The 26,291-nt window shown below is 70.1% G+C and carries 25 protein-coding genes and 2 pseudogenes; 11 read left to right on the forward strand and 16 right to left on the reverse strand.

The window, feature by feature from the left end; all coding sequences use genetic code 11:
* Positions 1-512: 512 nt before the first annotated feature.
* Positions 513-853, forward strand: a pseudogene (locus ACZ7HQ_RS27430) (MerR family transcriptional regulator); the annotation flags it as partial.
* Between the two features lie 285 nt (positions 854-1,138).
* Here the strand turns inward: ACZ7HQ_RS27430 and ACZ7HQ_RS27435 are convergent.
* A complete protein-coding gene (locus ACZ7HQ_RS27435) occupies positions 1,139-2,194 on the reverse strand; it encodes a hypothetical protein (RefSeq protein WP_470995077.1) in 1,056 nt (351 codons plus the stop codon).
* Positions 2,195-2,411: 217 nt separating this feature from the next.
* On the opposite strand from ACZ7HQ_RS27435, the gene ACZ7HQ_RS27440 reads away from it, so the two are divergent.
* From ACZ7HQ_RS27440 to grpE, 3 genes are all read left to right on the forward strand, one after another.
* On the forward strand, positions 2,412-2,840 hold the full coding sequence (locus ACZ7HQ_RS27440; RefSeq protein ID WP_470995080.1) for a hypothetical protein: 429 nt from the start codon (positions 2,412-2,414) through the stop codon (positions 2,838-2,840).
* Positions 2,841-2,978: 138 nt separating this feature from the next.
* Positions 2,979-4,841, forward strand: a complete 1,863-nt coding sequence (gene dnaK / locus ACZ7HQ_RS27445) for a molecular chaperone DnaK (protein WP_470995083.1) — start codon at positions 2,979-2,981, stop codon at positions 4,839-4,841.
* A gap of 2 nt (positions 4,842-4,843) precedes the next feature.
* Entirely contained in the window at positions 4,844-5,305 is a 462-nt protein-coding gene (gene grpE / locus ACZ7HQ_RS27450) for a nucleotide exchange factor GrpE (RefSeq protein ID WP_470995086.1), read from the forward strand.
* A gap of 39 nt (positions 5,306-5,344) precedes the next feature.
* Here grpE and ACZ7HQ_RS27455 read toward each other — a convergent pair whose 3' ends face one another.
* The 6 genes from ACZ7HQ_RS27455 to ACZ7HQ_RS27480 all read right to left on the reverse strand — a co-directional run bounded on the left by ACZ7HQ_RS27455 (position 5,345) and on the right by ACZ7HQ_RS27480 (position 12,578).
* Positions 5,345-6,181 (reverse strand): hypothetical protein, encoded by an 837-nt coding sequence (locus tag ACZ7HQ_RS27455; RefSeq protein WP_470995089.1) that lies wholly within the window; start codon positions 6,179-6,181, stop codon positions 5,345-5,347.
* A gap of 116 nt (positions 6,182-6,297) precedes the next feature.
* Positions 6,298-7,125, reverse strand: coding sequence for an alpha/beta fold hydrolase (locus ACZ7HQ_RS27460; protein WP_470995092.1), 828 nt, complete (start codon positions 7,123-7,125; stop codon positions 6,298-6,300).
* A 133-nt stretch (positions 7,126-7,258) separates the two neighbouring features.
* Complete coding sequence (locus tag ACZ7HQ_RS27465) at positions 7,259-8,956, reverse strand: DUF885 domain-containing protein (protein ID WP_470995095.1); 1,698 nt, start codon at positions 8,954-8,956, stop codon at positions 7,259-7,261.
* A 77-nt stretch (positions 8,957-9,033) separates the two neighbouring features.
* Positions 9,034-10,431 carry an FAD-binding oxidoreductase gene (locus ACZ7HQ_RS27470; protein ID WP_470995098.1) on the reverse strand — a complete coding sequence of 466 codons (1,398 nt, stop codon included), beginning with the start codon at positions 10,429-10,431 and terminating at the stop codon, positions 9,034-9,036.
* A gap of 261 nt (positions 10,432-10,692) precedes the next feature.
* Positions 10,693-11,367, reverse strand: a complete 675-nt coding sequence (gene phoU, locus ACZ7HQ_RS27475; protein WP_470995100.1) for a phosphate signaling complex protein PhoU — start codon at positions 11,365-11,367, stop codon at positions 10,693-10,695.
* A gap of 32 nt (positions 11,368-11,399) precedes the next feature.
* Positions 11,400-12,578, reverse strand: coding sequence for a PP2C family protein-serine/threonine phosphatase (locus tag ACZ7HQ_RS27480; RefSeq protein WP_470995103.1), 1,179 nt, complete (start codon positions 12,576-12,578; stop codon positions 11,400-11,402).
* A 194-nt stretch (positions 12,579-12,772) separates the two neighbouring features.
* Here ACZ7HQ_RS27480 and ACZ7HQ_RS27485 point away from each other — a divergent pair, with 194 nt between their 5' ends.
* Positions 12,773-14,407 (forward strand): sigma-70 family RNA polymerase sigma factor, encoded by a 1,635-nt coding sequence (locus tag ACZ7HQ_RS27485; RefSeq protein WP_470995106.1) that lies wholly within the window; start codon positions 12,773-12,775, stop codon positions 14,405-14,407.
* A gap of 140 nt (positions 14,408-14,547) precedes the next feature.
* Complete coding sequence (locus ACZ7HQ_RS27490; protein WP_470995109.1) at positions 14,548-14,781, forward strand: hypothetical protein; 234 nt, start codon at positions 14,548-14,550, stop codon at positions 14,779-14,781.
* Between the two features lie 83 nt (positions 14,782-14,864).
* On the opposite strand, the gene ACZ7HQ_RS27495 is transcribed toward ACZ7HQ_RS27490, so the two are convergent.
* Together ACZ7HQ_RS27495 and ACZ7HQ_RS27500 are read right to left on the reverse strand one after the other, a co-directional pair.
* A complete protein-coding gene (locus ACZ7HQ_RS27495) occupies positions 14,865-15,278 on the reverse strand; it encodes an SCO4402 family protein (RefSeq protein WP_470995112.1) in 414 nt (137 codons plus the stop codon).
* Positions 15,275-16,660, reverse strand: a complete 1,386-nt coding sequence (locus ACZ7HQ_RS27500; protein ID WP_470995115.1) for a pre-toxin TG domain-containing protein — start codon at positions 16,658-16,660, stop codon at positions 15,275-15,277. Before ACZ7HQ_RS27500 ends, ACZ7HQ_RS27495 begins: the two co-directional genes overlap by 4 nt.
* A 140-nt stretch (positions 16,661-16,800) precedes the next feature.
* On the opposite strand from ACZ7HQ_RS27500, the pseudogene ACZ7HQ_RS27505 reads away from it, so the two are divergent.
* Positions 16,801-16,968: pseudogene (locus tag ACZ7HQ_RS27505) on the forward strand (hypothetical protein); the annotation flags it as partial.
* Between the two features lie 136 nt (positions 16,969-17,104).
* Here the strand turns inward: ACZ7HQ_RS27505 and ACZ7HQ_RS27510 are convergent.
* From ACZ7HQ_RS27510 to ACZ7HQ_RS27530, 5 genes are all read right to left on the reverse strand, one after another.
* The gene (locus ACZ7HQ_RS27510) at positions 17,105-17,281 is read right to left on the reverse strand and encodes a cold-shock protein (protein WP_470995118.1); all 177 of its coding nucleotides are present in this window, start codon (positions 17,279-17,281) and stop codon (positions 17,105-17,107) included.
* A gap of 153 nt (positions 17,282-17,434) precedes the next feature.
* Positions 17,435-17,896, reverse strand: coding sequence for an SRPBCC family protein (locus ACZ7HQ_RS27515; RefSeq protein WP_470995121.1), 462 nt, complete (start codon positions 17,894-17,896; stop codon positions 17,435-17,437).
* A 112-nt stretch (positions 17,897-18,008) separates the two neighbouring features.
* A complete protein-coding gene (locus ACZ7HQ_RS27520; protein WP_470995124.1) occupies positions 18,009-18,659 on the reverse strand; it encodes a formylglycine-generating enzyme family protein in 651 nt (216 codons plus the stop codon).
* Between the two features lie 68 nt (positions 18,660-18,727).
* On the reverse strand, positions 18,728-19,486 hold the full coding sequence (locus ACZ7HQ_RS27525; RefSeq protein WP_470995126.1) for an SDR family oxidoreductase: 759 nt from the start codon (positions 19,484-19,486) through the stop codon (positions 18,728-18,730).
* A gap of 102 nt (positions 19,487-19,588) precedes the next feature.
* Positions 19,589-21,583, reverse strand: coding sequence for a glycosyltransferase (locus tag ACZ7HQ_RS27530; RefSeq protein WP_470995129.1), 1,995 nt, complete (start codon positions 21,581-21,583; stop codon positions 19,589-19,591).
* 351 nt (positions 21,584-21,934) lie between these two features.
* On the opposite strand from ACZ7HQ_RS27530, the gene ACZ7HQ_RS27535 reads away from it, so the two are divergent.
* A complete protein-coding gene (locus ACZ7HQ_RS27535; protein WP_470995325.1) occupies positions 21,935-23,290 on the forward strand; it encodes a phosphatase PAP2 family protein in 1,356 nt (451 codons plus the stop codon).
* A 26-nt stretch (positions 23,291-23,316) separates the two neighbouring features.
* On the opposite strand, the gene ACZ7HQ_RS27540 is transcribed toward ACZ7HQ_RS27535, so the two are convergent.
* Positions 23,317-23,451: a hypothetical protein gene (locus ACZ7HQ_RS27540; protein WP_470995131.1), complete on the reverse strand. Its 135-nt coding sequence runs from the start codon at positions 23,449-23,451 to the stop codon at positions 23,317-23,319.
* Here ACZ7HQ_RS27540 and ACZ7HQ_RS27545 point away from each other — a divergent pair.
* From ACZ7HQ_RS27545 to ACZ7HQ_RS27555, 3 genes are all read left to right on the forward strand, one after another.
* Positions 23,450-24,001: a hypothetical protein gene (locus tag ACZ7HQ_RS27545; protein WP_470995133.1), complete on the forward strand. Its 552-nt coding sequence runs from the start codon at positions 23,450-23,452 to the stop codon at positions 23,999-24,001. The genes ACZ7HQ_RS27540 and ACZ7HQ_RS27545 overlap by 2 nt on opposite strands.
* Before the next feature lie 361 nt (positions 24,002-24,362).
* Positions 24,363-25,001, forward strand: a complete 639-nt coding sequence (locus ACZ7HQ_RS27550) for an ATP-dependent Clp protease proteolytic subunit (RefSeq protein ID WP_470995136.1) — start codon at positions 24,363-24,365, stop codon at positions 24,999-25,001.
* Position 25,002: 1 nt separating this feature from the next.
* Positions 25,003-25,605, forward strand: a complete 603-nt coding sequence (locus ACZ7HQ_RS27555) for a ClpP family protease (RefSeq protein WP_470995139.1) — start codon at positions 25,003-25,005, stop codon at positions 25,603-25,605.
* Positions 25,606-25,685: 80 nt separating this feature from the next.
* On the opposite strand, the gene ACZ7HQ_RS27560 is transcribed toward ACZ7HQ_RS27555, so the two are convergent.
* A complete protein-coding gene (locus ACZ7HQ_RS27560; protein ID WP_470995142.1) occupies positions 25,686-26,117 on the reverse strand; it encodes a helix-turn-helix domain-containing protein in 432 nt (143 codons plus the stop codon).
* Between the last annotated feature and the right edge of the window lie 174 nt (positions 26,118-26,291).

Here is a 26,291-nt window from a genome sequence, read left to right on the forward strand (position 1 = left end):
CGCATCCTGTGATCCCCCGTTGCGTCGCGCACCGCGGACGCCGGCGGGTGGTCCGAAAACCATGCGCCGAATGTTTTCGGTCAATTTATGGCCGACTTTGTTTCGACAGTCCGCGGCTTTGCTGGTCGAGTGCAAATCAAGAATAGACGCTCATAGCAGAAAAGAACGCTATCTGTCCAGGCCAACGTTGTCAACCGCCCTCCTCTCACGCCTCCTCCCTACGCTCAGGATGGTCCGGCGGGGCGTCCTTTTGCGGTCCCTTGAATTACTGGACGGTTAAAGAAAGGAACCGGGCGCGGCCAGTCATGACTTCGGTCACGCACAAGCGCTTCCCCTGCCCGTTCGGGCAGCGGCCCGAAGTCCGGGGGCCTCCCCCGACGGGGGTTGCTTTTCGGAACACGGTTCGCCCGGCCCGGGCTCGGCACGGCCGGGCCCTCGGTTGACCTTCGCCTTGGGGCCGGCCACAGCATCGGTGACCTGGGGCGTCGTGCCCGGCACGAGGAGGAGCGAGCATGGAGTTGCTGACCATCGGGGCGTTCGCGAAAGCGTCCCGGCTGTCGCCGAAGGCGCTGCGTCGCTACGACGACCTCGGCCTTCTCACGCCCGCTCGGGTCGACCCGGTGACCGGATACCGCCTCTACGCACCGGAACAACTCGGCCAGGCACGAGGGTCGCCTGGCTACGGCGCCCGGGAATGCCCCTGGCCCGGATCCAGCACGTCTGCGCGCTGCAACCCGGCCCGGCGGCCCAGGAGATCCGCGCGTACCGGGCGCAGGCCGAGACGGAGACCGCCGCACGCCGGCACCCGGCCGCCTTCCTCATCGGCCACCGGTTCCGGAAGGACCCTTCCATGGCGGAGCGCCCGCGAGCACGGCCGTCGTCGAACAGGCCGAGCAGGCCGGCTCGCACCCCCACCGATCGCTGCTGATACGGGCGCTCGGCCACGGAGCCGACGGACGCACCGAGCCGGAGCAGACGGTGCGGGAACTCGTCGCCCTCGCCCATGGCTCAGACGGCCCGGCCAACATCGGCTGCGTGGTGGCCGACGTCCTGGAAACCGCGCCCCGGTCGCCGTACGCACAGCGAGGAGCGGAGGGGGCGGCGTCGGCCACAGGCGCCGGTTCGGCGAGAGGGCGTGTCAAGCGCCGCTGCGCGCCCAGCGGGCGGCCCGGACCGTCCCCTCCTGGATGGCCCGCTGGGGGAGTTCGAGGCCGAGGGAGGTCTCCAGCGCGTGGAAGTAGAGCTCGAACTCCTCGGTCACGTCCGGGTGGTCCAGTTCGGCGCGGCGTAGGGCCCGGTTGAGGAAGTCGAGTTGGCCGCCCCGGACGTAGGGGGCGCGGCCGCGGTCGTACCAGATCAGTTCCACCACACCCCCGTCGTCGATGCGGCGGCCGTCGCGCAGGTAGCTGAAGGTGTAGATGGCCTTCGCGGAGCAGGCGCTCAGCTCCACGGTCTCCGTGACCCCGAGCCGGGAGAGTGCCGCGCTGTCGGCCCGGGCGCCGGGGGGTGTCTCGTGGTACATCAGGAACACCCACTCGCCTGCCCGTCCGAAGCAGCAGGTCTGCCAGGCGAGGTCCCAGGACGCGAGGCCGGTGCCGTCCATGGCGCGCAGCTCCGACAGGCGTGTCCCGGCCGCCGTCTGCCGGGGATCGGCTCCGTGGAGCAGGGCGATCTCCTCGGCGCTGACGCCCTCGCCGCGGAAGAAGGCGAGGTTGGTGTACGGGTCCTGGTCGCGCCAAGAGCCGGCGATCCAGGCGAGGCGCTCCAGCGGGTCCCGCCCGCAGGGCTGCGCCGCCTGCGCACCGTCCACGCCGCCGCCGCGGAATCTGCTTCCCCATACGGGATCGATCCGGTCCATCATCTCGGCCTGACCGGTGACGAGTTTGGCGACCGGGCCCTGGCCCGGAGAGTGAGCCACGATGTGTTCGGCGAGTCGGTGGACCGTGTCCTCCGCCGCGAAGTACAGCACCTGGTCGAGGTCCCGGGTGGCGAAGGACGCCTTGTAGGGACCGTGGAAGCCGCGCACGGTGCCGTCGTCGTCCAGGACGAGGAAGAGGGCACCGTGATCGCCTGCACGCCGGGGGTACTGTTCGGGCGAGGTGCCCATGGGCGGGAGCATCGCGTCGTCGAGCAGGTCGGAACCTGCGGCCAGCTGGTGCCATGCGCTCTTGAGCGCGTTCTCCGATATCCGCATGGGCGTCAGTATGGGACCGGGCACCGACAGTCGACCTGCCTGCCAGGGCCCGGCGGAGCTCCCGGTGGCGGTCAGGGTGGCTGTTACAAGACAGCGACACAACGTCGGTGAACCCCTGCATCCGCAGTGACGTCAGTTCTAGTGACCACGCCAATCGGCATGTAGTGCGTCTTTGGCGCGAAAAGCTCCTCCAGTCATGGAAAGGGATATATCTGTGATGACCTCGAAGCGGCGTTCCCTGCGCGCAGTTGTCGTCGGTGCCCTCGGTGCGGCCTCCCTCGCCCTCGCAGGCACCGCCATGGCGGCCACCCCTGCCACGCCGGCCACGCACACCGCGTCTCCCGTCGCCGTTGCGCCCAAGGCCCCGGCCCCCAAGGCCGGCATCACCGCCACACCGTCGGTGTCCTCCGTCCGCGCCTGGCAGCTGTTCCGGGTCACGGGCAGGACGACCGGCCTCAAGGCCGGCAGCAAGGTCACCCTGCAGCAGAAGCAGCACGGCACGTGGGTCGGCCTGCCCGCGTCCGCGCCCGTCGCGCGCAACGGCACCTACTCGCTGGGCGTCAAGCTCGGCCTGAAGGGCCGGAACGACCTGCGCACCGTCAGCGGCACCACCGCCTCACCGGTCTTCGATGTGACGGTCCGCTGAGAGCTGCTTCGCCGAAGGTGACGTGGGATCCCGCTCAGACTTGACACGGGGCCGCTCAAGTTTTACTCATCGATAGAGGTGAGCAAGTCAGAAACCGCAGCTCACAGGGGAGGGGAGAGACGAGGAGGGAGAGCCCAGATGGCGCGTCCAGTCGGTATCGACCTCGGTACGACGAACTCGGTGGTCTCGGTCCTCGAGGGCGGCGAGCCCACGGTCATCACCAACACCGAGGGAACACGGACCACCCCGTCGGTCGTCGCCTTCGCCAAGAACGGCGAGGTGCTCGTCGGGGAGGTCGCCAAGCGGCAGGCTGTCACGAACGTGGAACGCACCGCGCGCTCGGTCAAGCGGCACATGGACGACCACGCGTGGCGGTTCCCGGAGCACGGCGAGATCGACGGCAGGCGGTACACCGCCCAGGAGATCTCCGCGCGCGTGCTGCAGAAACTGAAGCGGGACGCGGAGGCGTACCTGGGCGAGGACGTCACCGACGCCGTCATCACCGTACCGGCGTACTTCGACGACACGCAGCGGCAGGCCACGAAGGAGGCCGGTGAGATCGCGGGACTGAACGTCCTCCGGATCATCAACGAGCCGACGGCCGCAGCCCTGGCCTACGGTCTGGACAAGGAGAACGATCAGACCGTACTCGTCTTCGACCTGGGCGGCGGCACCTTCGACGTGTCCCTCCTCGAGATGGGGGAGGGCGTCATCGAGGTGAAGGCCACCAACGGCGACACACACCTCGGCGGCGACGACTGGGACCAGCGGATCGTCGACCACCTGGTCACACAGTTCAAGAACCACCACGGCGTCGACCTGTCCAAGGACAAGATGGCCGTGCAGCGGCTGCGCGAGGCGGCGGAAAAGGCGAAGATCGAGCTGTCGGCGTCCAGCGAGACCACCATCAACCTTCCCTACATCACCGCCTCCGCGGAAGGCCCGTTGCACCTGGACGACAAGCTCACGCGAGCCCAGTTCCAGCAGCTGACCGCCGACCTGCTGGAGCGGTGCAAGGGGCCGTTCCACCAGGCGGTCAAGGACGCCGGGATCAAGCTGTCCGACATCGACCACGTGATCCTGGTGGGCGGTTCGACCCGGATGCCGGCGGTCACCGACCTGGTCAGGGAGCTCACCGGCAAGGACCCGCACAAGGGCGTGAACCCGGACGAGGTCGTCGCTGTGGGCGCCTCGCTCCAGGCCGGTGTCCTCAAGGGCGAGGTCAAGGACGTCCTGCTGCTCGACGTCACCCCGCTGTCCCTCGGTATCGAGACCAAGGGCGGCATCATGACCAAGCTGATCGAGCGCAACACCACGATCCCGACCAAGCGCTCCGAGATCTTCACGACGGCCGAGGACAACCAGCCGTCCGTGCAGATCCAGGTCTACCAGGGCGAGCGCGAGATCGCGGCGTACAACAAGAAGCTCGGCATGTTCGAGCTCGCGGGGCTGCCGCCGGCGCCGCGCGGTGTGCCGCAGATCGAGGTCTCCTTCGACATCGACGCCAACGGCATCATGCATGTCTCGGCGAAGGACCTGGGCACCGGCAAGGAGCAGAAGATGACCGTCACCGGCGGTTCCGCGCTTCCGAGGGACGACATCGACCGGATGGTCCGCGAGGCCGAGCAGCACGCCGAGGACGACCGCAGGCGCCGGGAGGCCGCGGAGACCCGGAACCAGGCCGAGCAACTGGTCTACTCGACGGAGAAGCTCATCAGCGACAACCCCGACAGGGTCCCGGCCGACGCGAGGAACGAGACCGAGGCGGCCCTGGCCGACCTGAAGGAACAGCTCAAGGGCGACGACACCGCGGCGGTCCGCCAGGCCATGGACCGTGCGGCACAGGCGGCCCAGAAGATCGGCACGGCGCTGTACGAGCAGTCGCGGGCGGACAGCGGCACCCCCACGGGAGGCGGCGCGGCCGGATCCGGATCGGGCGACGAGGCCGACGAGGTGGTGGACGCCGAGATCGTCGACGACGAGCAGGGGAAGGCGGGCTGACGATGGAGGAGGGCCGGCTGCAGGACATGGACCCCACCCGGCTGCAGCGTCTTCTTCAGGAGCGCACGGACGACCTGCAGCGGGTGAAGGCCGAGTACGACAACTACCGCAAGCGCGTACGCCGGGACCGCATGGCCATGCGCGAGATCGCCGTGGCGAACGTCGTGCGCGCCCTCCTGCCCGCCCTGGACGCCGTCGACCGCACCTGTGCCCACGAACCCATGACCCGGGGCCTGCAGGACATCACCGACACCCTCCGGAACCAACTGGGATCTCTGGGGCTCGAAGCGTTCGGCCGGGAGGGTGAACCCTTCGACCCCACGGTGCACGAGGCCATGGCCCACCACGTCCTCCCGGCCGCCGACCAGCTGATCTGCACGCAGATCCTGCGGTCCGGCTACCGGCTGGGTGACCAGCTGCTGCGTCCGGCCCGCGTCGAGGTCACCGGGCCACAGCCGCCGTGACCGGCGCGCCGGCTCGACGCCGGGGGCGTCCTCGGATCGTCAGCCGGGCCGGGACTCGTAGTACTGGCTGTGGAAACGACCGTCCTCCTCGCGGCCCGCGGGGTCGCCGCCCAGCGCCCGTACCGCCTCGATCGCGTACCGCCGTTCCCGCTCGTCGGTGAAGCGGCGCTGCGGATAGGTGCGGCTCCCGTCGGCGGTGGTGCTGAGACCGTGTGCGGCCAAGGTCCGGATCACCGGGCGGTACGACACCGTCCGCAGCACGAATGCGCTGACCCACACCGGTCTGCGGGCGGCGTCCAGCAGGGCCGTGAACGTTCGGGCGGTGATGTAGCTGCCGCCGCCGGTCAGCGTGATCAGGCCGACCTCGGCGAGCGCGCGGGTGAGCCGAGGGCTCGGTGCACCGTGTTCGAGGTCGTCGCTGAACGCGGCGTCCAGGAGCCCCACCTCGAGCGCGTAGCGCACGGCGGGTGCCGCGACGTCCAGCCCGAAGGCGGGAACGGCGTCGGGCCGGCGCCGTTCGGCGTAGAACTCCTTGTCCCGCGCTTCCAGTTCCGCCGTCGACATCGCCTGGCAGGCGGGTGAGGTGTACCGCTCATACATGTCCGCGAGCGTCACGTCGTGGTTGAGCAGCGCGGCGTTGATCCCGTACGAACAGCACACGTCCAGGACCGCGGGCCTGGAGGACCGGCCGTCGTCGTACGCGGCCCGCTCGGCAGCGACCTGCCGGAAGACCGGCTGGGCGTGATGGGGGATCTCGTACTCCAGCGGCGCCAGCCGCCTGAAGTAGGCGCGGGGATCCGGCCGGTCGTAGATGTCGTCGAACCGCGCCTTGCCGCCCGCGGCATCCTGGGTACCGCCAGAGCCCGACCCGGCCATGCCGTACTCCTCCTCACCCTTTCGGGGAATGCGTCAGTACGTCCATCATGTCCCGACTCGTCCCGATGTACGCGTCGCCGGGCGTGTCCGGCGGAGGCCGCCGGGGCCGGCAGCGCCTACACCTCGGGCGCCTCGGGTGGTACCCGGCCCTCGAGGAATGCCGTGACGATCGCGCTCGCCGCCGTACGGAACTCCTCGAAGTAGGCGTGGCGTGCCCCCGCGAAGACATGTGTGCGCGCGTCGGGGATGCGGGCGGCGAGCAGGCGGAGGTTGTCCACCGGGGCGAGGCGGTCGTGGTCGCCGTGGAGGACCAGCGTGGGGGCCGTGACGGCGGGCAACGCGTCCCATGCGTCGTGCTGGTCGCTGGCCAGCAGGTGGCCGCGTCGGGCGTGCGGGGGCATGCCGGCGTCGCCGAGGGTGGTGTAGGGGCCGGGGTGGCCGGCGCGCCAGGCGGGGGAGTACATCAGGTCGAGCAGGGCCTGGCGTACGGCGTCCGGATCCGGCTGGGCCAGCGCCCGCCGCACCGAGGCGTCCCGTTCGACGGCGTGCGTCCCGCCGGGGGAGGTGCAGCCGAGGACGAGCCGCCGCACCCGGTGCGGATGGCCGGCGGCCACCCATTGCGCGACCCGGCCGCCCATGGACGTGCCGTAGACGTCGGCCCGTTCCAGGCCCAGCTCGTCGAGAACGGCGATCACGTCGTCCGAGAACTGCCGGGTGGAGTAGTCGCCGTGGGGCTTGTCGCTGGCTCCGGTGCCCCGGTAGTCCAGGGTGATCGTGCTGTGCGTGGCATGGAAGTCCGTGCGGACGGCGTCCCACCAGTGGTGGTTGTTGGCCTGTCCGGCGAGGAGTACCAGCGGCGGCCCGTGGCCCTGCTGCTGGTAGGCCAGTGCGGTGCCGTCCTGGGCGCGGGCGAAGGCGTGCCGCAGCGGGGCGGTGTCGGGCATGGAGGCTCCGTCGAGGTCGACCGCATGATCCTACTCCAGCCGGCCGAACGGGTGACGTGCCCGGCGCACGCGGCGACCGGCACCCCGCCGACGGCACGGGCCTGCGGCGCTCGGCAGCCTCCGGGAGAGGCCGCTACAGCAGCGCGAGGCCGTCGGCCAGGTCGGCGAGGCCGAGTGAGCCCTGGGTGAGCGCGTTCATGTGCCAGGTCCGCAGGTCGAAACCGGTGCCGAGGCGGCGGCGCGCGGCCTCCCGGCCCTGCAGCCAGGCGCGCTCGCCCAGCTTGTAGCCGATGGCCTGGCCGGGCCAGCCGAGGTATCGGTCGATCTCGCTGGCCCGGCGGGCGGTGTCGCTGCCGTGGTGGGCGGCCATGAACGCGGTGGCGAGGCCCGGGGTCCAGCGTTCGCCGGGATGGAAGCCGGAGTCGTCGGGGATGACCAGTTCCAGGTGCATGCCGATGTCGATGATCACGCGGATGATACGGAGCATCTGCTTGTCGAGATAGCCGAGGCGCCGGGCGGGGTCGGCGAAGAAGCCCAGTTCGTCCATCAGCCGCTCGGCGTACAGGGCCCAGCCTTCCTTGTTGGCACTGACCGCGCCCAGGGTGATCTGGTAGGGGCTGAGGCGGTCCGCGGCCGCGGTCCACCAGGCCGTCTGCAAGTGGTGCCCGGGGACGCCCTCGTGGTACCAGGTGCTGACGATCTCCCACGTGGGAAAGGTCTGTTGGCCCAAGGTGGGCAGGTAGGCGCGGCCGGGGCGACTGAAGTCAAGGCTGGGACCGGTGTAGTAGGGGGCGCCGGAACTGCCCGGAGGCGCGATCCTCGTCTCGACCCGGCGCAGCGGGCCTGAGATGTCGAAGTGGGTGCCGTCGAGGGCGTCGATCGCCTCGTCCATGATCTCCTGGAGCCAGGCGCGGATGTTGTCCTCGCCCACGACGGCATGCCCCTGCCGGTTCAGGTGGTCCATGGTCTCCCGGACTCCCGCACCCGGAAGGATCCGGGCCGCCTCGGCCCGCATCTCCGCGACCGCCCGGTGGAACTCCTCCCAGCCCCAGGCGTACGCCTCGGCCGGATCCACACCGGCGCCGTTGGCCCAGCGGGCCGAGCGCAGGTAGCGCTCGCGGCCGACGGCGTCCGGGGTGCCGTCGGCGGCGGGCAGGTAGGTGTCGCGCAGCCAGTCGCGGAAGCCGTCCACCGCGGTCGTCGCCCGCTCGGCGGCGGCGTCCAGTTCGGTCCTGAGCCGATCCGGGCCACCGGCCACGAACGTGGCGAACCAGCTCGCGCCACCGGCGTCCCGGCCGGTCCAGGCATCGAGCTGCCCGGCGACGGCCCGGGCCTGGCGGGGCGCGCACAGCAGCCCGCGGGCGATGCCTTCGGTCAGGGTCGCCCGGTAGCCGTCCAGCGCGCCGGGCAGGTTCCGCAGCCGCCCGGCGACCGCCGCCCAGTGCTCGTCGGTGTCGGTGGGCATGAGGGTGAAGATGCTGCGCACCTTGTGCAGCGGCGAGTTGACGTTGCGCAGCTCACGGAAGTGGTCACCCGCCTCGTGCAGGGCGAGTTCCGTGGTCAGCCGCTCCCGCATCAGCCGGGCGCAGTTCCGCTCGGCGTCCTCGAACACCACGCCGTGCTTCTCGGCGTTCCGCTCGGTGGCGTCGAGCGTGGACAGCGTCCGCCGGGCCAGCTCGGCGAGCGCCTCGAAGCCCTGCGGAGACAGATCCGGCTGCCGGTCGTCCTCGGGATGCAGGCCGAGTCGAGTCGCGATCATCGGGTCGAGGGCGGCGACCTGCGCGACGTGCTCGTCGGCGATCCGGCGCGGGGTGCTCAGCTTCTCGGACATGCAGCTCATGCTGACGCACCGTCGCCGACGGTGTCAGCCACGCGCCGTCGGCTTTCGGCCGCTCGCCACCGCCCTGCTCACGCTGTGGCGGGCGGGATGTTCTGGTTGGCGCGGAAGAAGTTGCCGGGGTCGTAGGTGTGCTTGATCGCGGCAAGTCGGTCGTAGTGGCCGCGGTACGTGCCGTGGACGCGATCGGTGCTCTCCTGCTCACCCAGGAAGTTGATGTAGGCGCCGCCCATGGAATGCGGGTGCAGGTCGGTCCAGTAGTCGACGCACCACTGGCGGACCAGCCCGGCGTTGGCCGGTTCGGGGTCGATGCCGGCGACGACACCCGACCACACGGCGTGCCGGTAGGCCCACGCGGTGTCGTCGGCGTCGGTACGCCGGGTGGCTCCGTCGACCGGGTACAGGTGCATCGTGGACAGGGCGGTGGGGAGGTTCTGGCCGTACTTCTCATGGACCGCGACGGCGTCGTCGGAGATGGCGTCGAAGAAGTCGCCGCGCCAGTACCACTGCAGCCCCGTCGGGAGCAGCTCGTCGAACATGCTCTGCAGGGCGGGGTAGGGCATGGGGGTGGTGAAGTGGAAGGCGGGCGGCCCCGGCGCGTCCACCACGGAGAGCACCTTCTCCAGGCGGTCCCCTTCCAGGTCCCCGGTGTAGCACCACACCACGCCGCACACCTTCCGCCCGTGGACCGGCTCGGGGAAGGGCGGCCCGGGCGGAACGGTCAGCAGGGCGAAGAAGCCGCTGAGGTCCTCGGGCGCGGCGGGCAGGAACTCCCGGTACCACCGGAGTACTTCGCGGGTACGGTCCACGGGCCAGAGGGTCAGCGCGACGCCCACGACGTCCACGGGGTGCATCCGGAAGGTGAAGGAGGTGACCACACCGAAGTTGCCGCCGCCGCCCCGCAGGGCCCAGAACAGGTCGGGGTGGTCGTTCTCCGACGCGGTGACGAACGTGCCGTCGGCGAGCACGACGTCGGCTGCCAGCAGGTTGTCGATGGTCAGGCCGTATCTGCGGGTCAGGTGCCCGTGTCCGCCGCCGAGGGTGAGACCGCCTACGCCGGTGGTCGACACGATCCCGGCCGGCGTGGCGAGACCGAAGGTGTGCGCCGCGTGGTCGAGGTCGCCCAGCTGACTTCCGCCGCCCACCCGTGCGGTCCCGGTCGCCGGGTCGACGTGCACCCAGCGCATCGGCGACAGGTCGAGCGTCAGGGCGTCGTCGACCAGGCAGAGCCCCGGACCACTGTGGCCGCCTCCCCGTACCGCCAGGTCCACCCCGGTGTCCCGGGCGAAGGAGAGCACGGTCCGTACGTCCGCCACGTCGACGCACCCGGCGATCGCCGCCGGACGCCGGTCGATCATGGCGTTGTAGATGCCGCGGGCCCGGTCGTAGCCGGGATCTCCCGGAGCGAGGACGGGGGCACGCAGTGCCCTGCGCAGACTTTCCAGAGCTGGTCCGTTGATACCGCCCATGGTCGAACACCCCTGCTCACGCGCGTCACGCGCGGACGGAGGCGAGCGCGACGTCCGGGCGGGCTGCGGGGGGCGTGAGACGCGGATCCGTACGCGCCGGTGATGAGAACCGGCAGGATGCGCACCTGCGGTGGGCAGGAAGCGGCACCCCGCCGTCAGCCATTGTCCGCCCGGCCGCCGCCCACCGCACGCCGGAGGCGGGCCCGGCAGGGGGACATCGACCCCGCGGAGGGCGCCCGGCTCGTCCCTGGGACGGCCCGACTAGGGAGCGCGGTACGGGTCGGTGGCGTACTCGTCCGCGCGTTCGCCGGTGACCAGGAACACCATGCGCCGGGCGACCGAGACGGCGTGGTCGGCGAAGCGTTCGTAATAGCGGCCCACCAGCGTGACGTCGACGGCGGTCTCCACCCCGTGCTGCCACCGGTCGTCCATCAGGTGCCGGAAGATCATACGGTGCAGCTCGTCCATGCGGTCGTCGTCCTGCTCCAGCTGCAGCGCCGCATCGACGTCCCTGGTGAGGAGAACTTCGGCGGCCTGCGCCATCAGGCGCTGCGCGAGCTGGCCCATTTCCAGAATCGTCCGGTGCAGGTCGTCCGGTACGGCGGGCCGCGGGTACCGCAGCCTGGCCAGCTGCGCCACATGCCGGGCCAGGTCCCCGGACCGCTCCAGATCCGCGCTCATCCGCAACGAGGTGACCACCGTGCGCAGGTCCGTGGCGACGGGCTGCTGCCGGGCCAGCAGGGCGATCGCCCGGTCCTCCAGATCCCTCTGCAGGTCGTCGACCCTCACGTCGGTCTCGATGACACCCTCGGCAAGCTGCAGATCGGCGTCGAGCAGCGCGGCGGTGGCACGGCCGATCGCCGACCCCGCCAGCCGGGCCATCTCCACCAGCCCGTCACTGAGCGCGGCCAGTTCCTCGTGGTACGCCTCTCGCATCGCGTTCCCTCCTGCACATATGGGCTCGCTGCTCAGCCGGGGACCGATCTGGCGCCATGACCGAAGCCGCCGACATGGAGGCCCGGCCCATGGCGATGGGTCCGGTGCGGGCTGGGCGTGCGGGACAGCGCGATGAGCGCGGCGTCGTCGTCGAGGCGTCCCCCGGCATGGTCGAGCAGATCGCGGCGGATGTGGTGCACCAGCTTCTCCGGGCTGGCCCCGGCCCACTGGCCGGCCCGCGCCGTGAGCGGGTAGAAGACGCCGCCGGCATCCCGGGCCTCGATGACGCCGTCCGTGTAGAGCAGCAGGGTGTCACCGGGTTCGAAGGAGAACACATCGACGGTGTAGTCCCCGGGCACCGCCCCGTGGATCCCGAGCGGAGGGGCCGGATGCACCGGTACGGCGAGAGCGCTGCCGGGACTGAGCAGAAGGGGCGGGGGATGGCCGCAGCTGAGTATGCGGATGACAGGACCCTCGTCAGGGATCTCGACCAGCATCACGGTGGCGAACCGCTCACCGAGTTCCTCGTCGGGTTCGAGCTCGGGCAGGTTGCGGGCCACACTGCGCTCCAGAGCGGTGGCCAGCGCGGGCAGGGAGGTGTGGTGATGGGCGGCTTCGCGGAAGGCTCCGATGAGGAGCGCTGCCTCACCGATGGCGGACAGGCCCTTTCCGCGCACGTCGCCGATCATGACGCGTACGCCGCTGTCGGTGGGCGTCGCGGCGTACAGGTCACCGCCGATCTGCGCCTCAGCCTCGGCGGCCAGGTACAGACAGGCGATCCTCATCGAACCGATCTGCTCCGGAAGCGGCCACAGCAGAACGTGCTGCGCGGCCTCGGCGACCATGCGCACCTGCGCCAGCTGGCGCGTGCGACGCTCGCGCATCACGCAGTAGAACACGGTCAGGGCCGAGAGAACGGCCAGGGCGAGGATCTGCACCAGTACGTTGCGCGAGAACAGCACGCCGAAGTGCCAGCCGATGTACGCCTGCGCCCCCACGCTCAGGAACCCGATCAGTCCGGTCAGCCAGGGGCCGGCGAACGAGACGGTGATCGCCGGGGCGATGACCAGCAGCGGACCGAGATGGACGTCGGCCGGGACCAGCTGGTCCGCCGCAGTGATGACGAGGATGAGCACGATGGGGATCACCAACAGCGCCTGGCTCGACTGCCACGGCTGTCGCACACCGGCACCGGCCCGGCGGACATCCACGTCTTCCACAGTGCACCATCGAGACACCGCTGACGAGCGCAAACTCCCCGATCACGGGCACGGCGCCGGATACGACTGATCGACGAAGGTCGACCGACCAGAACTCACTTCCGAAGAACTGTTATCCGAGGCGCGTCAAGCGGTCTCCCAGGTATCGGACACAATCGTTCGGCATCGAAGATGGGAAGACATTGATGAGCACGCAGGACGCGGCGGAGACGGCGGTACTGGTCACGGCCGCCCGAGAGGGCGACACGCGGGCTCAGGACGCTCTGGTCAACGCGTACCTCCCGCTGGTCTACAACATCGTGGGCCGGGCTCTGAACGGTTCCGTGGATGTCGACGACGTGGTGCAGGAGACCATGCTGCGCGCCCTGGACGGGCTGGGCGGGCTGCGTAGTCCCGAGCGCTTCCGGTCCTGGCTGGTGGCCATCGCGATGAACCAGGTCAGGGTGCACTGGGAGAATCGGCGCTCCGCCCCCGGCGCCGTGGAGGAGGCCGAGGACCTGGCCGATCCCGGTGCCGACTTCGTCGACCTGACCGTGGTCCAGATGCAGCTCACCGGACAGCGCCAGGAGACCGCGCAGGCGACGCGCTGGCTGGAGCCGGACGACCGGGGCCTGCTGTCACTGTGGTGGCTGGAGTGCGCCGGCGAGCTCACCCGGGCCGAGGTCGCCGCGGCTCTCGACCTGTCGCCGCAGCACACAGCGGTCCGGGTACAGCGGATGAAGGCGCAACTCGAGGCGGCCCGGGTGGTGGTACGCGCACTCGACGCACGGCCGCTGTGCGAGGAACTGCGTGTCGTGCTGGCCTCCTGGGACGGCAGACCCTCGGCTCTGTGGCGCAAGCGAATAGCCCGGCACGCGCGCGCCTGCACCCGCTGCAGCGGACTGTGGAGCGGACTGATGCCGGCGGAGGGCCTGCTGGCCGGTCTGGCGCTGGTCGCGGTGTCGTCCGCGCTGTCGGCCAGAGTGTTCTCCGCCGCGGGCAGGCTCGTACCGACCGGTTCTGCCGGACCGCTGGATGCCGCCGCTGGTGGCACCGGATCGCTTCCGGACACCGGACGACGCGGTGCACCGGGCAGGGCCGCGGGCGCGCGCAGCCGGTCCCGCCGGCGCCGGCGCATCCGGCGCCGCGCCGTCGGCGGCGCGGTCATCGCGGCCTGCGTCGCCGGAGGGGGCCTGTGGTACTTCGGTACGGACTCCGGCACCGGCGCCGACCGGGGGGACGCCGAACGAAGGGCAGCCGCCCCCGCCCTGGACCTCTCCACGCCCGGCCCCGGAACGGCGTCACCGTCGCCCTCTCCCTCGCCGTCCGCGGCGGAGACGAAGAAGCCGCGTCCCGCCAGGACACCGAGCCCCGCCAGGAAACCCAGGCCCACTCCCCGGCAGTCCGTGCGTCCGGCTCCGGTCCCAGCGAACACACCGCAGGGTTCCGCGGCGCCGGCCGGCACGGTCGATCAGGTGGTTGCTCTGGTGAACAAAGAGCGGGCGAAGGCAGGGTGCAGTCCGCTCGCCGAGGATCCGCAACTGCAAAAGGCCGCCCAGGGACACTCCGACGACATGGCCGCCCGCCACTTCTTCGACCACACCAACCCGGACGGTGCCGACCCCGGCCAGCGCATCACCGCCGCCGGCTACCGGTGGTCCACATACGGCGAGAACATCGCTCAGGGCCAGCAGACCGCCGCATCGGTCATGCAGTCGTGGATGAACAGCCCGGGCCACCGGGCGAACATCCTCAACTGCTCCTTCAAGGACATCGGCGTGGGCGTGCACAAGGGCACGGGCGGCCCCTGGTGGACGCAGGACTTCGGCGCCAAGCTGTGACACACCGCGTACGTGCTGTCCCTCCCGCGGCCGACTCATCTCCCTGTCCGGGTCACGATCCTGCGGCGGAGGGATCACGAGCCGACTCCTGACGGTGGCCCGGCGCCGGGGTGCGTCGTTGATCCGGCATGAGCGCTGCGATGGAGAACGGAGACAGTGTGGTCTTCGCTCGGCCGGGCGATGCCTCCAGTCCGGACGACAGGGGAGGGGACTGCCGCTGGTGCCGGGCCCTGTTCGGGTACGGCGACCAGCGGTACGCGTCGGCCGGTGCGGGCCACGACCTCACCGGCCGGCTGGTCCGGCTGCGCGTGGTCATACTGCCGGTCGCGGTGCTCACGGTCGTGGCTGCGCTACTGCTGGAGATGCTGACCTGAACCGGCCTGCCGGGCCCAGCAGCACGCCGCCGGTGCCCGGACCGCGCAGCACGTCTCCCCGGACGTCGGGACCGGCCGGCTCATCATCGTCCGGCCGGTGAGGGCGGTGGCTGGTCGCCGGCCATCAGCACCTCCAAGGCGGCCGATGCGGCCTCGACGACGGACGGCCAGGCGGCGGAGGCCACAAACCGCTCGTCCGGCTGGTCGCGGCCCACCTCGTCCAGTGCGCGGGTCAGCACGTCCGCCAGGCTGCTCATGACCTCCACTTCCGCCTGGCTGGACAGGGTCCGGCCGAGCGCGGCCTGTGGGTCGGCGAGGACGGTGGTGTCGTCGTAGAGGATGTTGACGGTGAGGGTCAGGTCGTCGTAGTAGTCCGGCGACGGGTACTGGCGCTCGATCCACACGCGCCGCTGGTACTCCGGGTCCGCGAGGGCGCGTACGGATTCGAGGATCTCGGAGCGCATCTCGGGAAGCGTGATGTCACGTCGTGCGGTCACGGCTTGTTCCATGCCTTCCACTTCAGCCATTCGTCCAGAGGAATGTGGGCGGCCCGCGCATTCTGCTTGATGGAGCCGCTGATCGGCTTTCCGTCGCGGCCGATGACCTTGCCGCCCGAGTTGATGACGACGTGGTCGACCTGCTGGTAGACCTGCGAGTTGTTCTTGTCGCCCTGGTCGATGCGGACGCCGTTGCCCTTTCCGTCGTTCCAGCGGTAGCCGATGCCCTTGTTGTTGACCGTCTCGAATTCCTTCAGCGACGGCGGAACCTTGTCGTAGGCCTTGCGTGAGAGCCAGCCGTCGATCTTACCGGTGGCCTTCTCGGCCTTCATGGCCTTGGTGAGTTCCTCGGCCTTGATGATTCCCTTGCCCGCCTTCATCCAGCGCAGCAGGATCACCGAGCCGAGCAGGCGGTCGGTCACGCCCAGCTTCTCGCCGGTGACGGTGCCCTTACCGGTGATCGCCTCGACGATGCCCTTGCCGTCACCGATGCCCGGCAACAGGTCCAGCAGCGCGGAGGTGACGGCCTGCGAGGCCGGGTCGTCGAGCGGAGAGCCGCCCTTGCCGAAGTCCTTCAGGGCCTTGGAGAAGTCGAACTTGCCGAGCGCGGGAAGCTCGCGGAGCTTCTGGGCGGCCTCCGCGATCTGCGGAACCGCCTTGTTGAGCTCCGTCATTCCCCGGTTCGCCTCGGCGATTCCCTCGTTCGCCTTCTTCATGCCGGCATTGGCCTTGTCGATGCCCTTGTTCATCTCCTGCAGGGCCTTGTTGACCTCCGCCGCCCCGGAGTTCATCGTGTTGAGGCCGCGGTTCATCCGGTCGAAACCCTTGTTGATGTCGTCAAGGGATTTCTTCAGTTCCGGATCCGTGATGAAGTCCGCGATGGCGTTGACTGCCAGAGTGCCGTAATAGACCGCGCGGCCGAGAGCGACCGCCGTCTCGATGCCGTGACCGAGGTCCAGGCTGATCTCGCGCAGCTTCTTCTCGGCCTGATCCTCCAGGTTCTTGATCTTGGCCTTGGCCTCAGGTGACAGCTTGTCGCTCTGCAGGAGGAGCGCCTTGGCCTCCAGGAGGTTCACGTACTGGTTGACGTGCTTTTCGACGTCCGCCTGCAAGAACGCGTCGTCCCGGTGCTCGTCCACGGCGGCGTGCGTGCCGTGGGCCACGATGAGCAGTACCGGGATTCCGTAGATGGAGACGCGGCCGAGTTCCGCGAGGCAGGTCAGCCGTTTGTCCAACGGCGTGTTGTCGCAGGTGGTCTTCGGTTTCTTCGCGGCTGCCGTGATTGCCGCGGTCGCCGCCGAGGCGGTGGTCGCTCCGGCGGTCAGGAGGACCGTGAGCGCCGTGGTCAGGGCGGCCAGTCTGAGAATGAGGCGGTGCTTCATTGCTCCCCGTGGTGGTTCGGTCGGTGTGACACCGCGGGGGAGGGCAGCTTGGAGGAGCCCGCCGTCGAGGCTTCCCACGCCTCGGGCACACCCCGAGGCGCACCCAGTGATCATATGACATATCAATGCATGGGATGGTCATGCCCAGTTGTCCGGGTTGGCCGGTCTGTGTCGTGCACGGCTGTGACAAGTGCGTCGAGTTGTCCGCGCACTCGGGCGGCGGACGGCCGCAGCGCGCCGTGGGCGCCCTGCTCCAGCGTGCCCAACGCGCCGGTGCCGTCAGGGGGGACGCCGAACTGCCCGAGGTGTACGCCTTGCTCGTCGCCACCTCACGAGCCTCCGCACATTCCCGCAAGGAGCAGGGAAGCCGGATGCGAGGAGGCGTGGGAACAGCAGCGCGCCCCGCTCCCGATTGCCGGGGCGGGGCGCAGGTGAGCGGGTCGGTCACCGGACGGCGATCACGTTTGTGGCCTTGTGCCCGACCACATCGAAGACCACTCGCTGACCCTCGCGGGTGGTCTGCGTCTCCATGCCGGAGAACGGGCGCTTCTCGCCGTCCTCATCGGTGATGATGCCCAGGCCGTCCGCCCTGTTGTACACGGCGATTGTTCCGAGAGGCATCGTCTCTTCCTCCGTGGGTTGGCGGCTACTGATCTCCCCCGGTAAGCAGAGCATCACCTGACGTGACCGGCGAGGGGAAGACCATCTCGGCGCGTCGGCCAGCGTTTGACCGGAAGTCAGCCGCTCTCGCGCGTGAGATGACCCGCCTGCCCGCTAGCCGCCGGGCCTGATGCGGCCGCGCCACCCTCCGGACTCTTCTCCGCGCTGTTCGATGTACTGCTTGAAGCGCTTCATGTCGCCCTTGACGCGCCGGTCGAGCGTCCCGACCAGGTCCGCGACCTTCTCCGCGGCGCCGCTGGGTTCGACATCCATGACGAGTTCCACCCTGGTGTGCATGTCGTCCACGCGCTGGAAGCGGACCGTGCCCTTCTGGGTCGTGTCGCCGGTGGTGGTGCGCCAGGTGATGCGTTCGTCGGGAAGCTGATCGACGATCTCGGTGTCGAACTCGCGCCGGACTCCACCGATCTTGGTGGTCCAGTGGTTGTGGCGATCGTCCAGTTGCCTGACCTCCTCCACGCCTTCCATGAAGTCCGGGAACCTCTCGAACTGCGTCCACTGGTTGTAGGCGGTGTGGACCGGCACGTCGACTTCCACCGTTTCCTTGACTGTGCTCATCCGTGTGCCTCCGTTGTGTCGGTCTGCTGCTGGAGCCGAGTACCCCCGGAGCTCCGACCCCCACACCAGCCGCATGGCCGTGGCCTGTCGGTCACCGTCTGTGAAAGCGCTGTCACCGCGGTGTGGAGCGCGCGACGCGGAATCCCACGTCGTCGATCCGGAAGGTCGGATGGCTGCGCCGCCGCACCGAAGCCCGGCAACTCCAGTGCTCGTCGGCCCATCCACCGCCACGCAGCACCCGGTAGGTGCCGTACACCTCGGCGTCGTAGACGTCCCAGCACCAGTCCCACACATTGCCGAGCATGTCGTACAGGCCCCACGCGTTGGGCTGCTTGCCGCCGACAGGGTGGGTCCGCCCCTCCGAGTTGCCCTGGTACCAGGCGACCTCGTCGAGCCGGCCGTACCGCGGGCCGGTGGTACCGGCACGGCAGGCGTGCTCCCATTCGGCCTCGGTCGGCAGCCGGTACCCGTCTGCGGACGTGTTCCATTCGGCTGTCTCGGCGTCAGCGCGGAGAAGGTACGCAGGTGTCAGCCCCTCGCGCCGTGAGAGCGCGTTGCAGAACTGGACCGCGTCCCACCACGAAACGCCCTCCACGGGCAGCCGGTCGCCCCGGGTGCTGCTCGGCCGCCGACCGGTGACCTGTGCGTACCACGACTGAGTGACAGGACATGCCGACATCCCAAATGGCGCGACCTCGACCGGCCAACTGCTCTGCGTCCGCCGGTCCGCCAGCGTCACCCGTCCCGGCGGAACGGCCACCATGTCGTGTCCTGCCCCCGTATCCACAACAGGCCACCCTACCGGTGTGTTTCCCATCCGTCGGCGGGTGATCAGACCGGGACGAGCTGTTGGCCGCCGTCGATGTCGTAGGTGGCGCCGGTGAGAGCGCCGTTGGCCATGATGTGCAGCGCGAGGGCGGCGACGTCCCCCGGACCGACCACCCGGCCGATGGGCAGCGACTTCCTCAACTGCTCGCGGCGCGCCTCGAGTTGGTCACCGAGAAGGGAAGCCGACAGAGGTGTGTCCACAAACCCTGCCGCGATGAGGTTGACCCGGACCGGGGCGATCTCCAGCGCCAGGCTGGCGGTCAGCGCCGGCAACGCGGCGGTGAGGGCACCCGTCACGGCCATCCCGACGGCGGGCCGCCTGCCCCCGGTGCCGCCGATGAACAGCAGCGTTCCCCCGGCCCTGACCTTCTCCCGGCCGGCCCGCGCCACCGCGAGCACCATCGCGACACGCCCACCGAAGTCCTGCGCGGCCTCGGACAGGTCGATCTCGGCGAGGGGCGTGTACGACGGACTCCCCGCCGTGACCATCACATGGTCGATCTGCCCGGGGAGCTCCCGGAGGAAGCGCTCCAGACGGTGGGTGTCCTGGGCGTCGAACGTGGCCGTGCTCAGCGGGTTCAGCTCGTCCGCCGCCCGCTCCAACCGTTCGGGGTTCCGCGCCGCGAGCACCAGCTCACCCCCTGCGGCCCGCACCTGCCGTGCGGTCTCCAGACCGATTCCCGCGCTGCCCCCCACCACCACGACCGTCTGCCCGGCCAGTTCTCCGCGCGCTCCACCGGCCCGTCCTTCGGTCCCACTCACAGCGTGTCACCGCCGCCCATGCTCGGTCCGGGTGCGTCCGTGCGTTCGCTGAGTTTCAGTTTGTCACTCGTGTGGCCGCGGTGCACCCGGGCGCGAGCCCGTCTACTTGATGCGCTGGACGAGCGCCTTGACGAGGTCGGTCTTTGCGACCTGCAGTGCGAAGCGGTGGGTGGATCCGGGGGCGCGGCGGGCGTACCAGGGCAGTGCTCGGCGCCGCCATTTGGCGGGGGTCAGGTCCGCGGGGAGCGCGGGCAGCGGGACGGCCCACGTGCCGAGCCGCAGCTCGCCCGTCCAGGTTCCCGCGGAAAGGGCGTCGACCGGCACGGTGACGCGGAAGTCTCCGGTGCCGGTGATCTGGTGGGCGGGGAATTCCGCGGTGTCACCGTCGTGGTTGCCCAGTGCCAGGACCAGGGCGTCGGCCGGGTACTCGGCCAGTGCGCATCGTCCGCTGAACTGCAGCCGGGTGGGTGCGTCCACGGCCCAGTGGATGTCGTCGAGGTGCAGCAAGGACCGCACCTTGTGTTTTCTCTCGCCGAGGTCGAGGGTGAAGTTGCCGTGCGGTCTGGTCGTGTAGAGGGTGACGGCGCGCAGGCCCTGGCCCGTCGCGACCACGCGCGTGCTGGCAGCGGAGGGGACCTCGGCGGCCCGCTTGCTGCCGATCCTGACTTCCTTCGACAGGCCCTGCGCACCGACCGCGAGGGAGATGTCCCACAGCCCGTCGGCGAGCGGTTCGCCGCCGGCTGCGGAGGTGATGTCGACGGTGGCCTCGAATCCGGCGCGGTCGTAGGTGTAGCGGCCCTGGTCCTGGTCCGCCCCGAGTCCCGGTGTGCCCGTGTGAGTGACCGGCAGGCGGTACTCGACGCCGCCGTCACGCTCACGCAGGACCAGCTCCGTGGTGACGTCCTGGGTCTCCACACGGTGGAGGTAACCGTGGCCGGCCAGGTGCAGGGTGGTGCCGCGCAGTTCGGCGCGGGTGACGTGGTGGCGGACGCCGAGTTGGGCCGTGACGTCGTAACAGAGATCGGGGACGGCGCGCTCCGGGTCCCGCAGGAACGGGTAGCGGGCGAGGGCTCGGCCGCCGTCGACGAGGACGGGGGTGGCCACCTTCGACCGCGCGAGCTGCTTCTCGAAGTCGAGGAGTTCCAGCAGTTCGTCGAGCATGCGGTGGCGTACGAGGTGCAGCCGCAGCCGGGCCATGGCCGAGAGCCGCTCGTTCATCCCTTCGTGCCACAACGGCTCGATGGTCTCGGCCAGTTGGTCCAGCATCTTCTCCTGGGTCTCGCGGGCCTCGAAGACGAGCTGGTCGGCGAGCATCTGCTGGACCTCGACGGTCAGGTGCCGGTGCGCCAGGTGGTCGCGGCCGGGCCCGGGCGGCACGTTGGCCAGGATCAGATCGACCACGCGCGGCAGGAACCGCAGCCGGCGTTCGGAGCCCTTCAGCCGACGGGTGATGTTGCCCTCGTCCTCACGCAGCACCCAGTACAGGCAGTCGTAGTCGGCGACCACGGAGATGCCCGAGGCATGCAAATAGGCCGCGCCGACGAACAACTGGTCCTCGCCGATGGCCAGGTCGGTCGGGAACCGCAGCCCGTGCCGCACGAGCAGTTCCCGGCGGAACAGCTTCATCGGGTTGAGCGTCCAGTACACACGGGAGGAGAAGACGTCGGTGCGCGGCTGGTTGCGCTGGAACATCGACGTGGGCGCGCCGCGTCCGCCGACGCCGACCATCTTGCCGAGCACGACGTCGGTGCCGTTCTCCTCGGCCATCCGCACCATGCGCTCCAGCGCCTCGGGACCGAGGTGGTCGTCGGCGTCCAGGAAGAACACGAACGTCCCCGTGGCGTGGTCGAGCCCGGCGTTGCGCGGCCCGGAGGGGCCACCGGAGTTCTCCTGGTGCAGGACGCGCAGCAGTCCTGGGTGGACGCCCTGCAGCCGGTCCAGCTCGGCGGCGGTGCCGTCCGTCGAACCGTCGTCGACGACGATGACCTCGAGCCGGTCACGACCGATGCTCTGCTCGGCGACCGAAGTGATGCAACGCGTCAGATAGGGCATCGCGTTGTAAGCGGCGATGATCACCGAAACGCTGGCGCCGGGCATGACTATGCGCTCCCAAGTACCGGGCCACCCCAACCCATGGAGTGTTCCGATATCTCCTATGGAAGCCTTGTTTTACGTCGGGGAAGCTTCGAGTTTCTGTGAAGTTATCATGAACGAACGGTGCCCGAGAAACGAGCTCGTCACCGACCGCGGAGCGAACGCGCGTCAGGCGATCGGTGGTCGCGCCCCCGACGGGCCTGCCGCACCATCAAACCCCCCTCTCTCTCTCTCCGGCCGGCGTCGGGAACCCCGGAACCCGTTCGCCCCGTTCCGCTAGCATGATCGAACTTATGAATGGTCGCCCTGAAATCTGACAAATCGGCTGAAAAATTGATATCTAGAGCGTCGCGCATGTTCTCGCGAAAAAACAACAGAATCAGGCTCACCGGGTGGCCCCGGCCACGGGCGATGCTGTGGGCCACGGCGGGTGTGGCGGCCCTCGGCTTCCTCATCGCGCTCGAGATCGCCGCGCGTGGCTACGGTCTGCCGGGGCCGCTCACCAACCAGGCGCGAGAGGTGGTGTTCGCCCCCAAATCGGGGCCGCTGTTGTACGCCGGTATGGCGTTGACGATGGTGGTGCTCACCTGGCGGCAACGATTCATCGCGGCTGCTGCCGCGATCGGCATCGACGTAATCTTCTGGCTCGTCCGGTGGGCGGCCGATGTCAAGGCGACCGACGGCCACCCCTTCGGCAACGGCGCGTTGTGGGTGATTCTGGCCTGCGCGGTGATCGCTGTCACACGCCGCAGGGGCGCCGAACGTCTCCTGCTGCTGAAGGGCGTCGGGCTGGGCCTGCTGCTGGTGACCGGCCGCAAGACGGGCGACGCCTGGCTGCTCATCACCTCCAAGACCCGCCCGACGGTGCTCGACCAGTACGCGGCAACGGCCGATCACGCGCTGGGAAACCCATCGTGGCTGGTAGGCCGGTTCGTCGCGGCCACCGGCCCGATCGGCACCCATCTTCTCGACTACGTCTACGTTCAGCTCCCGGTAGCCGCGGTCGTCGTCGCGCTGTACCAACTGCGCAACGTGGCGGTCGAGCGCCGCTTCCCGACCCACCACCTGGTGCGCACGTTTCTTGTCATCGGCCTCATCGGGCCGGCCGTCTACATGGTCTTCCCGGTGGTCGGACCGGTCTTCGCCTACGGTAGCGGCGCCTTCGGCACCGGCGGCGGGCACTGGGCGCTGGCCAACCTGTGGCCCCACACGCCCCCGCCGCTCCACACCCCGCACCCGGTGCCGTTCGACGAGATAACCCCCCGCAACTGCATGCCCAGTCTGCACACGGCATGGGCCACCGCGATCTTCATTCACACGCGCAAGGGCCCACGAGTTCTGCGTGCCGCGGGTACGTTCTGGCTGATGGCCACGCTCGGCGCAACGCTGGGATTCGGCTACCACTACGGCGTGGATCTCATCGCCGGCGGTGTTTTCGCTTTCACGATCGAGGCAGCGCTGCGCTCGCTGGACCGCGGCTGGGACCGGTCAGGAGTCCTGCTGGTCGCTTACGGGGCAACGGTTTTCGCGGTGCTCTTGGTGTCCTATCGCTATCTCCCGGTGAAGATGGCCGAACACGCCTGGATATGCGGACCACTTCTCCTCCTGGCGATGACCTCGGTGGTCTACGGATTCGTACGGACCACCAGACTGTGGGAATCGGACGCCGCACCTGCCCACCAACCCGAACCGCAGCCGGCCCTTATCTGAGGCACGTCGGATCGGCGGGTGGTGTGCTACCAGATCAGACACCAGTAGCTGCCGTAGTTCCCGATGCCGACACGGATGCCCTGCGGGACGAGGCCCGGGTCGGGCCGGCCCACGGCGGCCAACGAGCAGGCGGCGTCACCGACCGCTCCTTTGGCGGCCATGCGCCGAGCGGCGGCGACCGCGGCGGGCGAGGTGTACCAGGTGGTGGTCGCCGCGCCGGTACCGCCGGCCGTGGGCACGGGAGTGGGGGAGGACGGGGAGACCGACGGCCTCGACGGCGTCGGCGCCGGTGACGTCGCGGTCCGTGTGGGCCGTACCAGGGGCGGGAGCGAGGTGGACCGGGCGGGTCGCGATGGCGCCTGCGACGTCCGGGCGGTCGGCGGGGGTGCGGAGGGCGGCGCAGTCGTCGTCAGGCGGTGGGACGGCCGGCTGGTCGGTTCCGTCGGGTTCCGCTTCGTCGCCGTCGGTGTCGGTGTCGGGCTGGGAGGGGGCGTGCCCGGCTGTGTCGAGCGTGAGGTGCCGGACGTCTTTGGCGCGGGGGTCCGGGACGGTGGCGGTTTCGGCGTGGGCAGGGTCAGGTTCCCCGAGGCCGACGGGTGCGGTCGGGGTGTGCCGCCGTCCGGCACCGCCAGCCAGACGCCGAGGCCGCCGAGGACGAGCACGGCAGCACCGGCCGCGATCCACGGGGCCCTCCTGCGCGGGCGCCGGTGACGGCTCATGCCTTCCACTGTCAGTCAGCCGGACGACGACTTCAACCGGGGAGGACCCCGCCCCCCGGCCGGCCCGTGGTGACACAGCGCACCGGTCGCCACGAGGTACGACGAGCTCGCGGTCCGTGATGCGACGACCGCGCCGGCCGCCACAGCCTCCAGAGCGGCCCGGGCGTCCGCCGCTGGGTGGGAGCGAGTGGATTCCGCGGACCGGTACGGGCGTTCTCCGGCAGCCGCACGAGAAGGGGCGAGCCGACCTCTCTGCCCGTGGCGAATCTGCGGCGGGCAGAGAAACCGCATCCGGGGATCCCCCGAGGTCAAGAGTGGAGTCGACGGCATCCCTGCCTCGACAAGGAGACCAGATGACTCCACTCACCACGCCCCCGCCCCGCGCGGAGGAGGGCGACACACCGCCCAGCCGCTTCGACGACCATCTCGCGGCCCAACTGCTCGCCCAGCGGATCGTCCTCCTCGGCACACAGGTCGACGACGTGTCGGCCAACCGGGTGTGCGCGCAACTCCTGCTGCTGTCGGCGGAGGACCCGCGCACCGACATCAGCCTGTACATCAACAGCCCCGGCGGATCGGTCACCGCGGGTCTCGCCATCTACGACACCATGCGGCTCATCCCGAACGACGTCTCGACGCTGGCGATGGGGTTCGCCGCCAGCATGGGCCAGTTCCTGCTCACGGTGGGGGCGTCCGGCAAGCGTCTGGCGCTGCCGAACGCGCGGATCATGATGCACCAGCCCTCGGCGGGCATCGGTGGCACCACCGCGGACATCGAGATCCAGGCGGAGAACCTCGAGTTCACCAAGAAGGCCATCGAACGGATCACCGCCGAGCACACCGGGCAGAGCGAGGAGACGATCGCGCGCGACGGCGACCGGGACCGCTGGTTCACGGCCGAGCAGGCCAGGGAGTACGGGATCGTGGACCGGGTGGTGGAGTCGCTCGCCGACGTCCGCCCGGCCGCGTCGCGCCGACGGATGGGGTTGTGACATGGGCTCGTACACGGTTCCTTACGTCATCGAGCGGACCGCGCAGGGTGAGCGGTCCTACGACGTCTTCAGCCGGCTGCTGAACGAACGGATCATCTTCCTCGGCACCGAGATCGACGACGGGGTCGCCAATGTGGTCATCGCGCAACTCCTCCATCTGGAGTCGGCGAACCCGGAGCACGAGATCTCGATCTATCTCAACTCGCCCGGTGGATCGTTCACTTCACTGATGGCGATCTACGACACGATGACGTTCGTGCAGGCGCCGATCTCCACGTTCTGCGTCGGTCAGGCGGCGTCGACGGCGGCGGTGCTGCTGGCCGGCGGCGACCCAGGGCGACGGTTCGTCCTCCAGCACGCGCGCGTGCTGCTCGGCCAGCCGGCCAGCGGCGGCCGGCAGGGGACGGTCTCCGACCTCAGCCTCGCGGCGAAGGAGATGGTCCGCATCCGTTCGCAGGTGGAGGAGGTCCTGTCCCGGCACACGCATCACGACGTCGCGACGCTGCGCGCGGACATGGACCGGGACAAGGTGCTCAGCGCCGAGGAGGCTGTCGCCTATGGGCTCGCCGACGAGGTGCTGAGCCGACGGCTCGCGTTCGTCTGACCCCGCGCGGCCGTGGCCGAGGCCCGGCGAGCCGGCCGGTACGGCGGTGATGGGCGCCGTCGTACCGGCCGTCGGCTCGGTCAGGCGGCGAGGCAGAGGCCCTGGTACTGCGCCGTGGGCGCCGTGCGGCCCCGGCCCACCCGGCTCCGTGCGTACCGGCCCAGCTCGTCCTGGGCGAGCGAGAGCAGGTCGGCGAGGCCGAGCCCGAGGGCCTGGGCGGCGGCCGCGAGCACTTCGGAGGAGGCCTCCTTGCGTCCGCGCTCCAGCTCCGAGAGGTACGGCATCGAGATCCGGGCCGCCTCCGCGACGTCCTTCAGCGTGCGCTCCTGGGCGAGCCGTTCGCGCCGCAGCACATCGCCGACGAGGTCGCGCAACAGGGGTTCCCTCGGCGCGGGTGTCTGTGGGGCTCCCGCCGGTCGTCGCGGGGTGCGGGTGGTCCCCCCGGATCCGGGAGACGAGGTCTGCGGGCGCAGGGGGACGACGTGGGCTTCGTTCGGCGCATGAGTGGTCACCCCCTCAGCCTAGGGATCCGCCACGCCGGGGGAAGGGAACGGCGTTCTGCCCTGGGTGAAGCCGAACGGGCATGCCGGGACGCGCTGTTCGCCTCGTGGCTGACCGGCGCGGCCCGGTGGTACCGGCCGACGCCGAGGCTGAAGTGGGAAGACCGTCCGGGCGTGACCGCTCAG

The organism is Streptomyces sp. NPDC037290 (genome assembly GCF_055603245.1).

Bases quoted from the DNA above. Each gene is read 5' to 3' on its own strand.
- ACZ7HQ_RS27435 (WP_470995077.1), bottom strand. From the start codon at position 2,194: ATGCGGATATCGGAGAACGCGCTCAAGAGCGCATGGCACCAGCTGGCC.
- ACZ7HQ_RS27440 (WP_470995080.1), top strand. From the start codon at position 2,412: ATGACCTCGAAGCGGCGTTCCCTGCGCGCAGTTGTCGTCGGTGCCCTC.
- dnaK (WP_470995083.1), top strand. From the start codon at position 2,979: ATGGCGCGTCCAGTCGGTATCGACCTCGGTACGACGAACTCGGTGGTC.
- grpE (WP_470995086.1), top strand. From the start codon at position 4,844: ATGGAGGAGGGCCGGCTGCAGGACATGGACCCCACCCGGCTGCAGCGT.
- ACZ7HQ_RS27455 (WP_470995089.1), bottom strand. From the start codon at position 6,181: ATGGCCGGGTCGGGCTCTGGCGGTACCCAGGATGCCGCGGGCGGCAAG.
- ACZ7HQ_RS27460 (WP_470995092.1), bottom strand. From the start codon at position 7,125: ATGCCCGACACCGCCCCGCTGCGGCACGCCTTCGCCCGCGCCCAGGAC.
- ACZ7HQ_RS27465 (WP_470995095.1), bottom strand. From the start codon at position 8,956: ATGTCCGAGAAGCTGAGCACCCCGCGCCGGATCGCCGACGAGCACGTC.
- ACZ7HQ_RS27470 (WP_470995098.1), bottom strand. From the start codon at position 10,431: ATGGGCGGTATCAACGGACCAGCTCTGGAAAGTCTGCGCAGGGCACTG.
- phoU (WP_470995100.1), bottom strand. From the start codon at position 11,367: ATGCGAGAGGCGTACCACGAGGAACTGGCCGCGCTCAGTGACGGGCTG.
- ACZ7HQ_RS27485 (WP_470995106.1), top strand. From the start codon at position 12,773: ATGAGCACGCAGGACGCGGCGGAGACGGCGGTACTGGTCACGGCCGCC.
- ACZ7HQ_RS27490 (WP_470995109.1), top strand. From the start codon at position 14,548: ATGGAGAACGGAGACAGTGTGGTCTTCGCTCGGCCGGGCGATGCCTCC.
- ACZ7HQ_RS27500 (WP_470995115.1), bottom strand. From the start codon at position 16,660: ATGAAGCACCGCCTCATTCTCAGACTGGCCGCCCTGACCACGGCGCTC.
- ACZ7HQ_RS27510 (WP_470995118.1), bottom strand. From the start codon at position 17,281: ATGCCTCTCGGAACAATCGCCGTGTACAACAGGGCGGACGGCCTGGGC.
- ACZ7HQ_RS27515 (WP_470995121.1), bottom strand. From the start codon at position 17,896: ATGAGCACAGTCAAGGAAACGGTGGAAGTCGACGTGCCGGTCCACACC.
- ACZ7HQ_RS27520 (WP_470995124.1), bottom strand. From the start codon at position 18,659: ATGGTGGCCGTTCCGCCGGGACGGGTGACGCTGGCGGACCGGCGGACG.
- ACZ7HQ_RS27530 (WP_470995129.1), bottom strand. From the start codon at position 21,583: ATGCCCGGCGCCAGCGTTTCGGTGATCATCGCCGCTTACAACGCGATG.
- ACZ7HQ_RS27535 (WP_470995325.1), top strand. From the start codon at position 21,935: ATGTTCTCGCGAAAAAACAACAGAATCAGGCTCACCGGGTGGCCCCGG.
- ACZ7HQ_RS27545 (WP_470995133.1), top strand. From the start codon at position 23,450: ATGCGCCGAGCGGCGGCGACCGCGGCGGGCGAGGTGTACCAGGTGGTG.
- ACZ7HQ_RS27540 (WP_470995131.1), bottom strand. From the start codon at position 23,451: ATGGCCGCCAAAGGAGCGGTCGGTGACGCCGCCTGCTCGTTGGCCGCC.
- ACZ7HQ_RS27550 (WP_470995136.1), top strand. From the start codon at position 24,363: ATGACTCCACTCACCACGCCCCCGCCCCGCGCGGAGGAGGGCGACACA.
- ACZ7HQ_RS27555 (WP_470995139.1), top strand. From the start codon at position 25,003: ATGGGCTCGTACACGGTTCCTTACGTCATCGAGCGGACCGCGCAGGGT.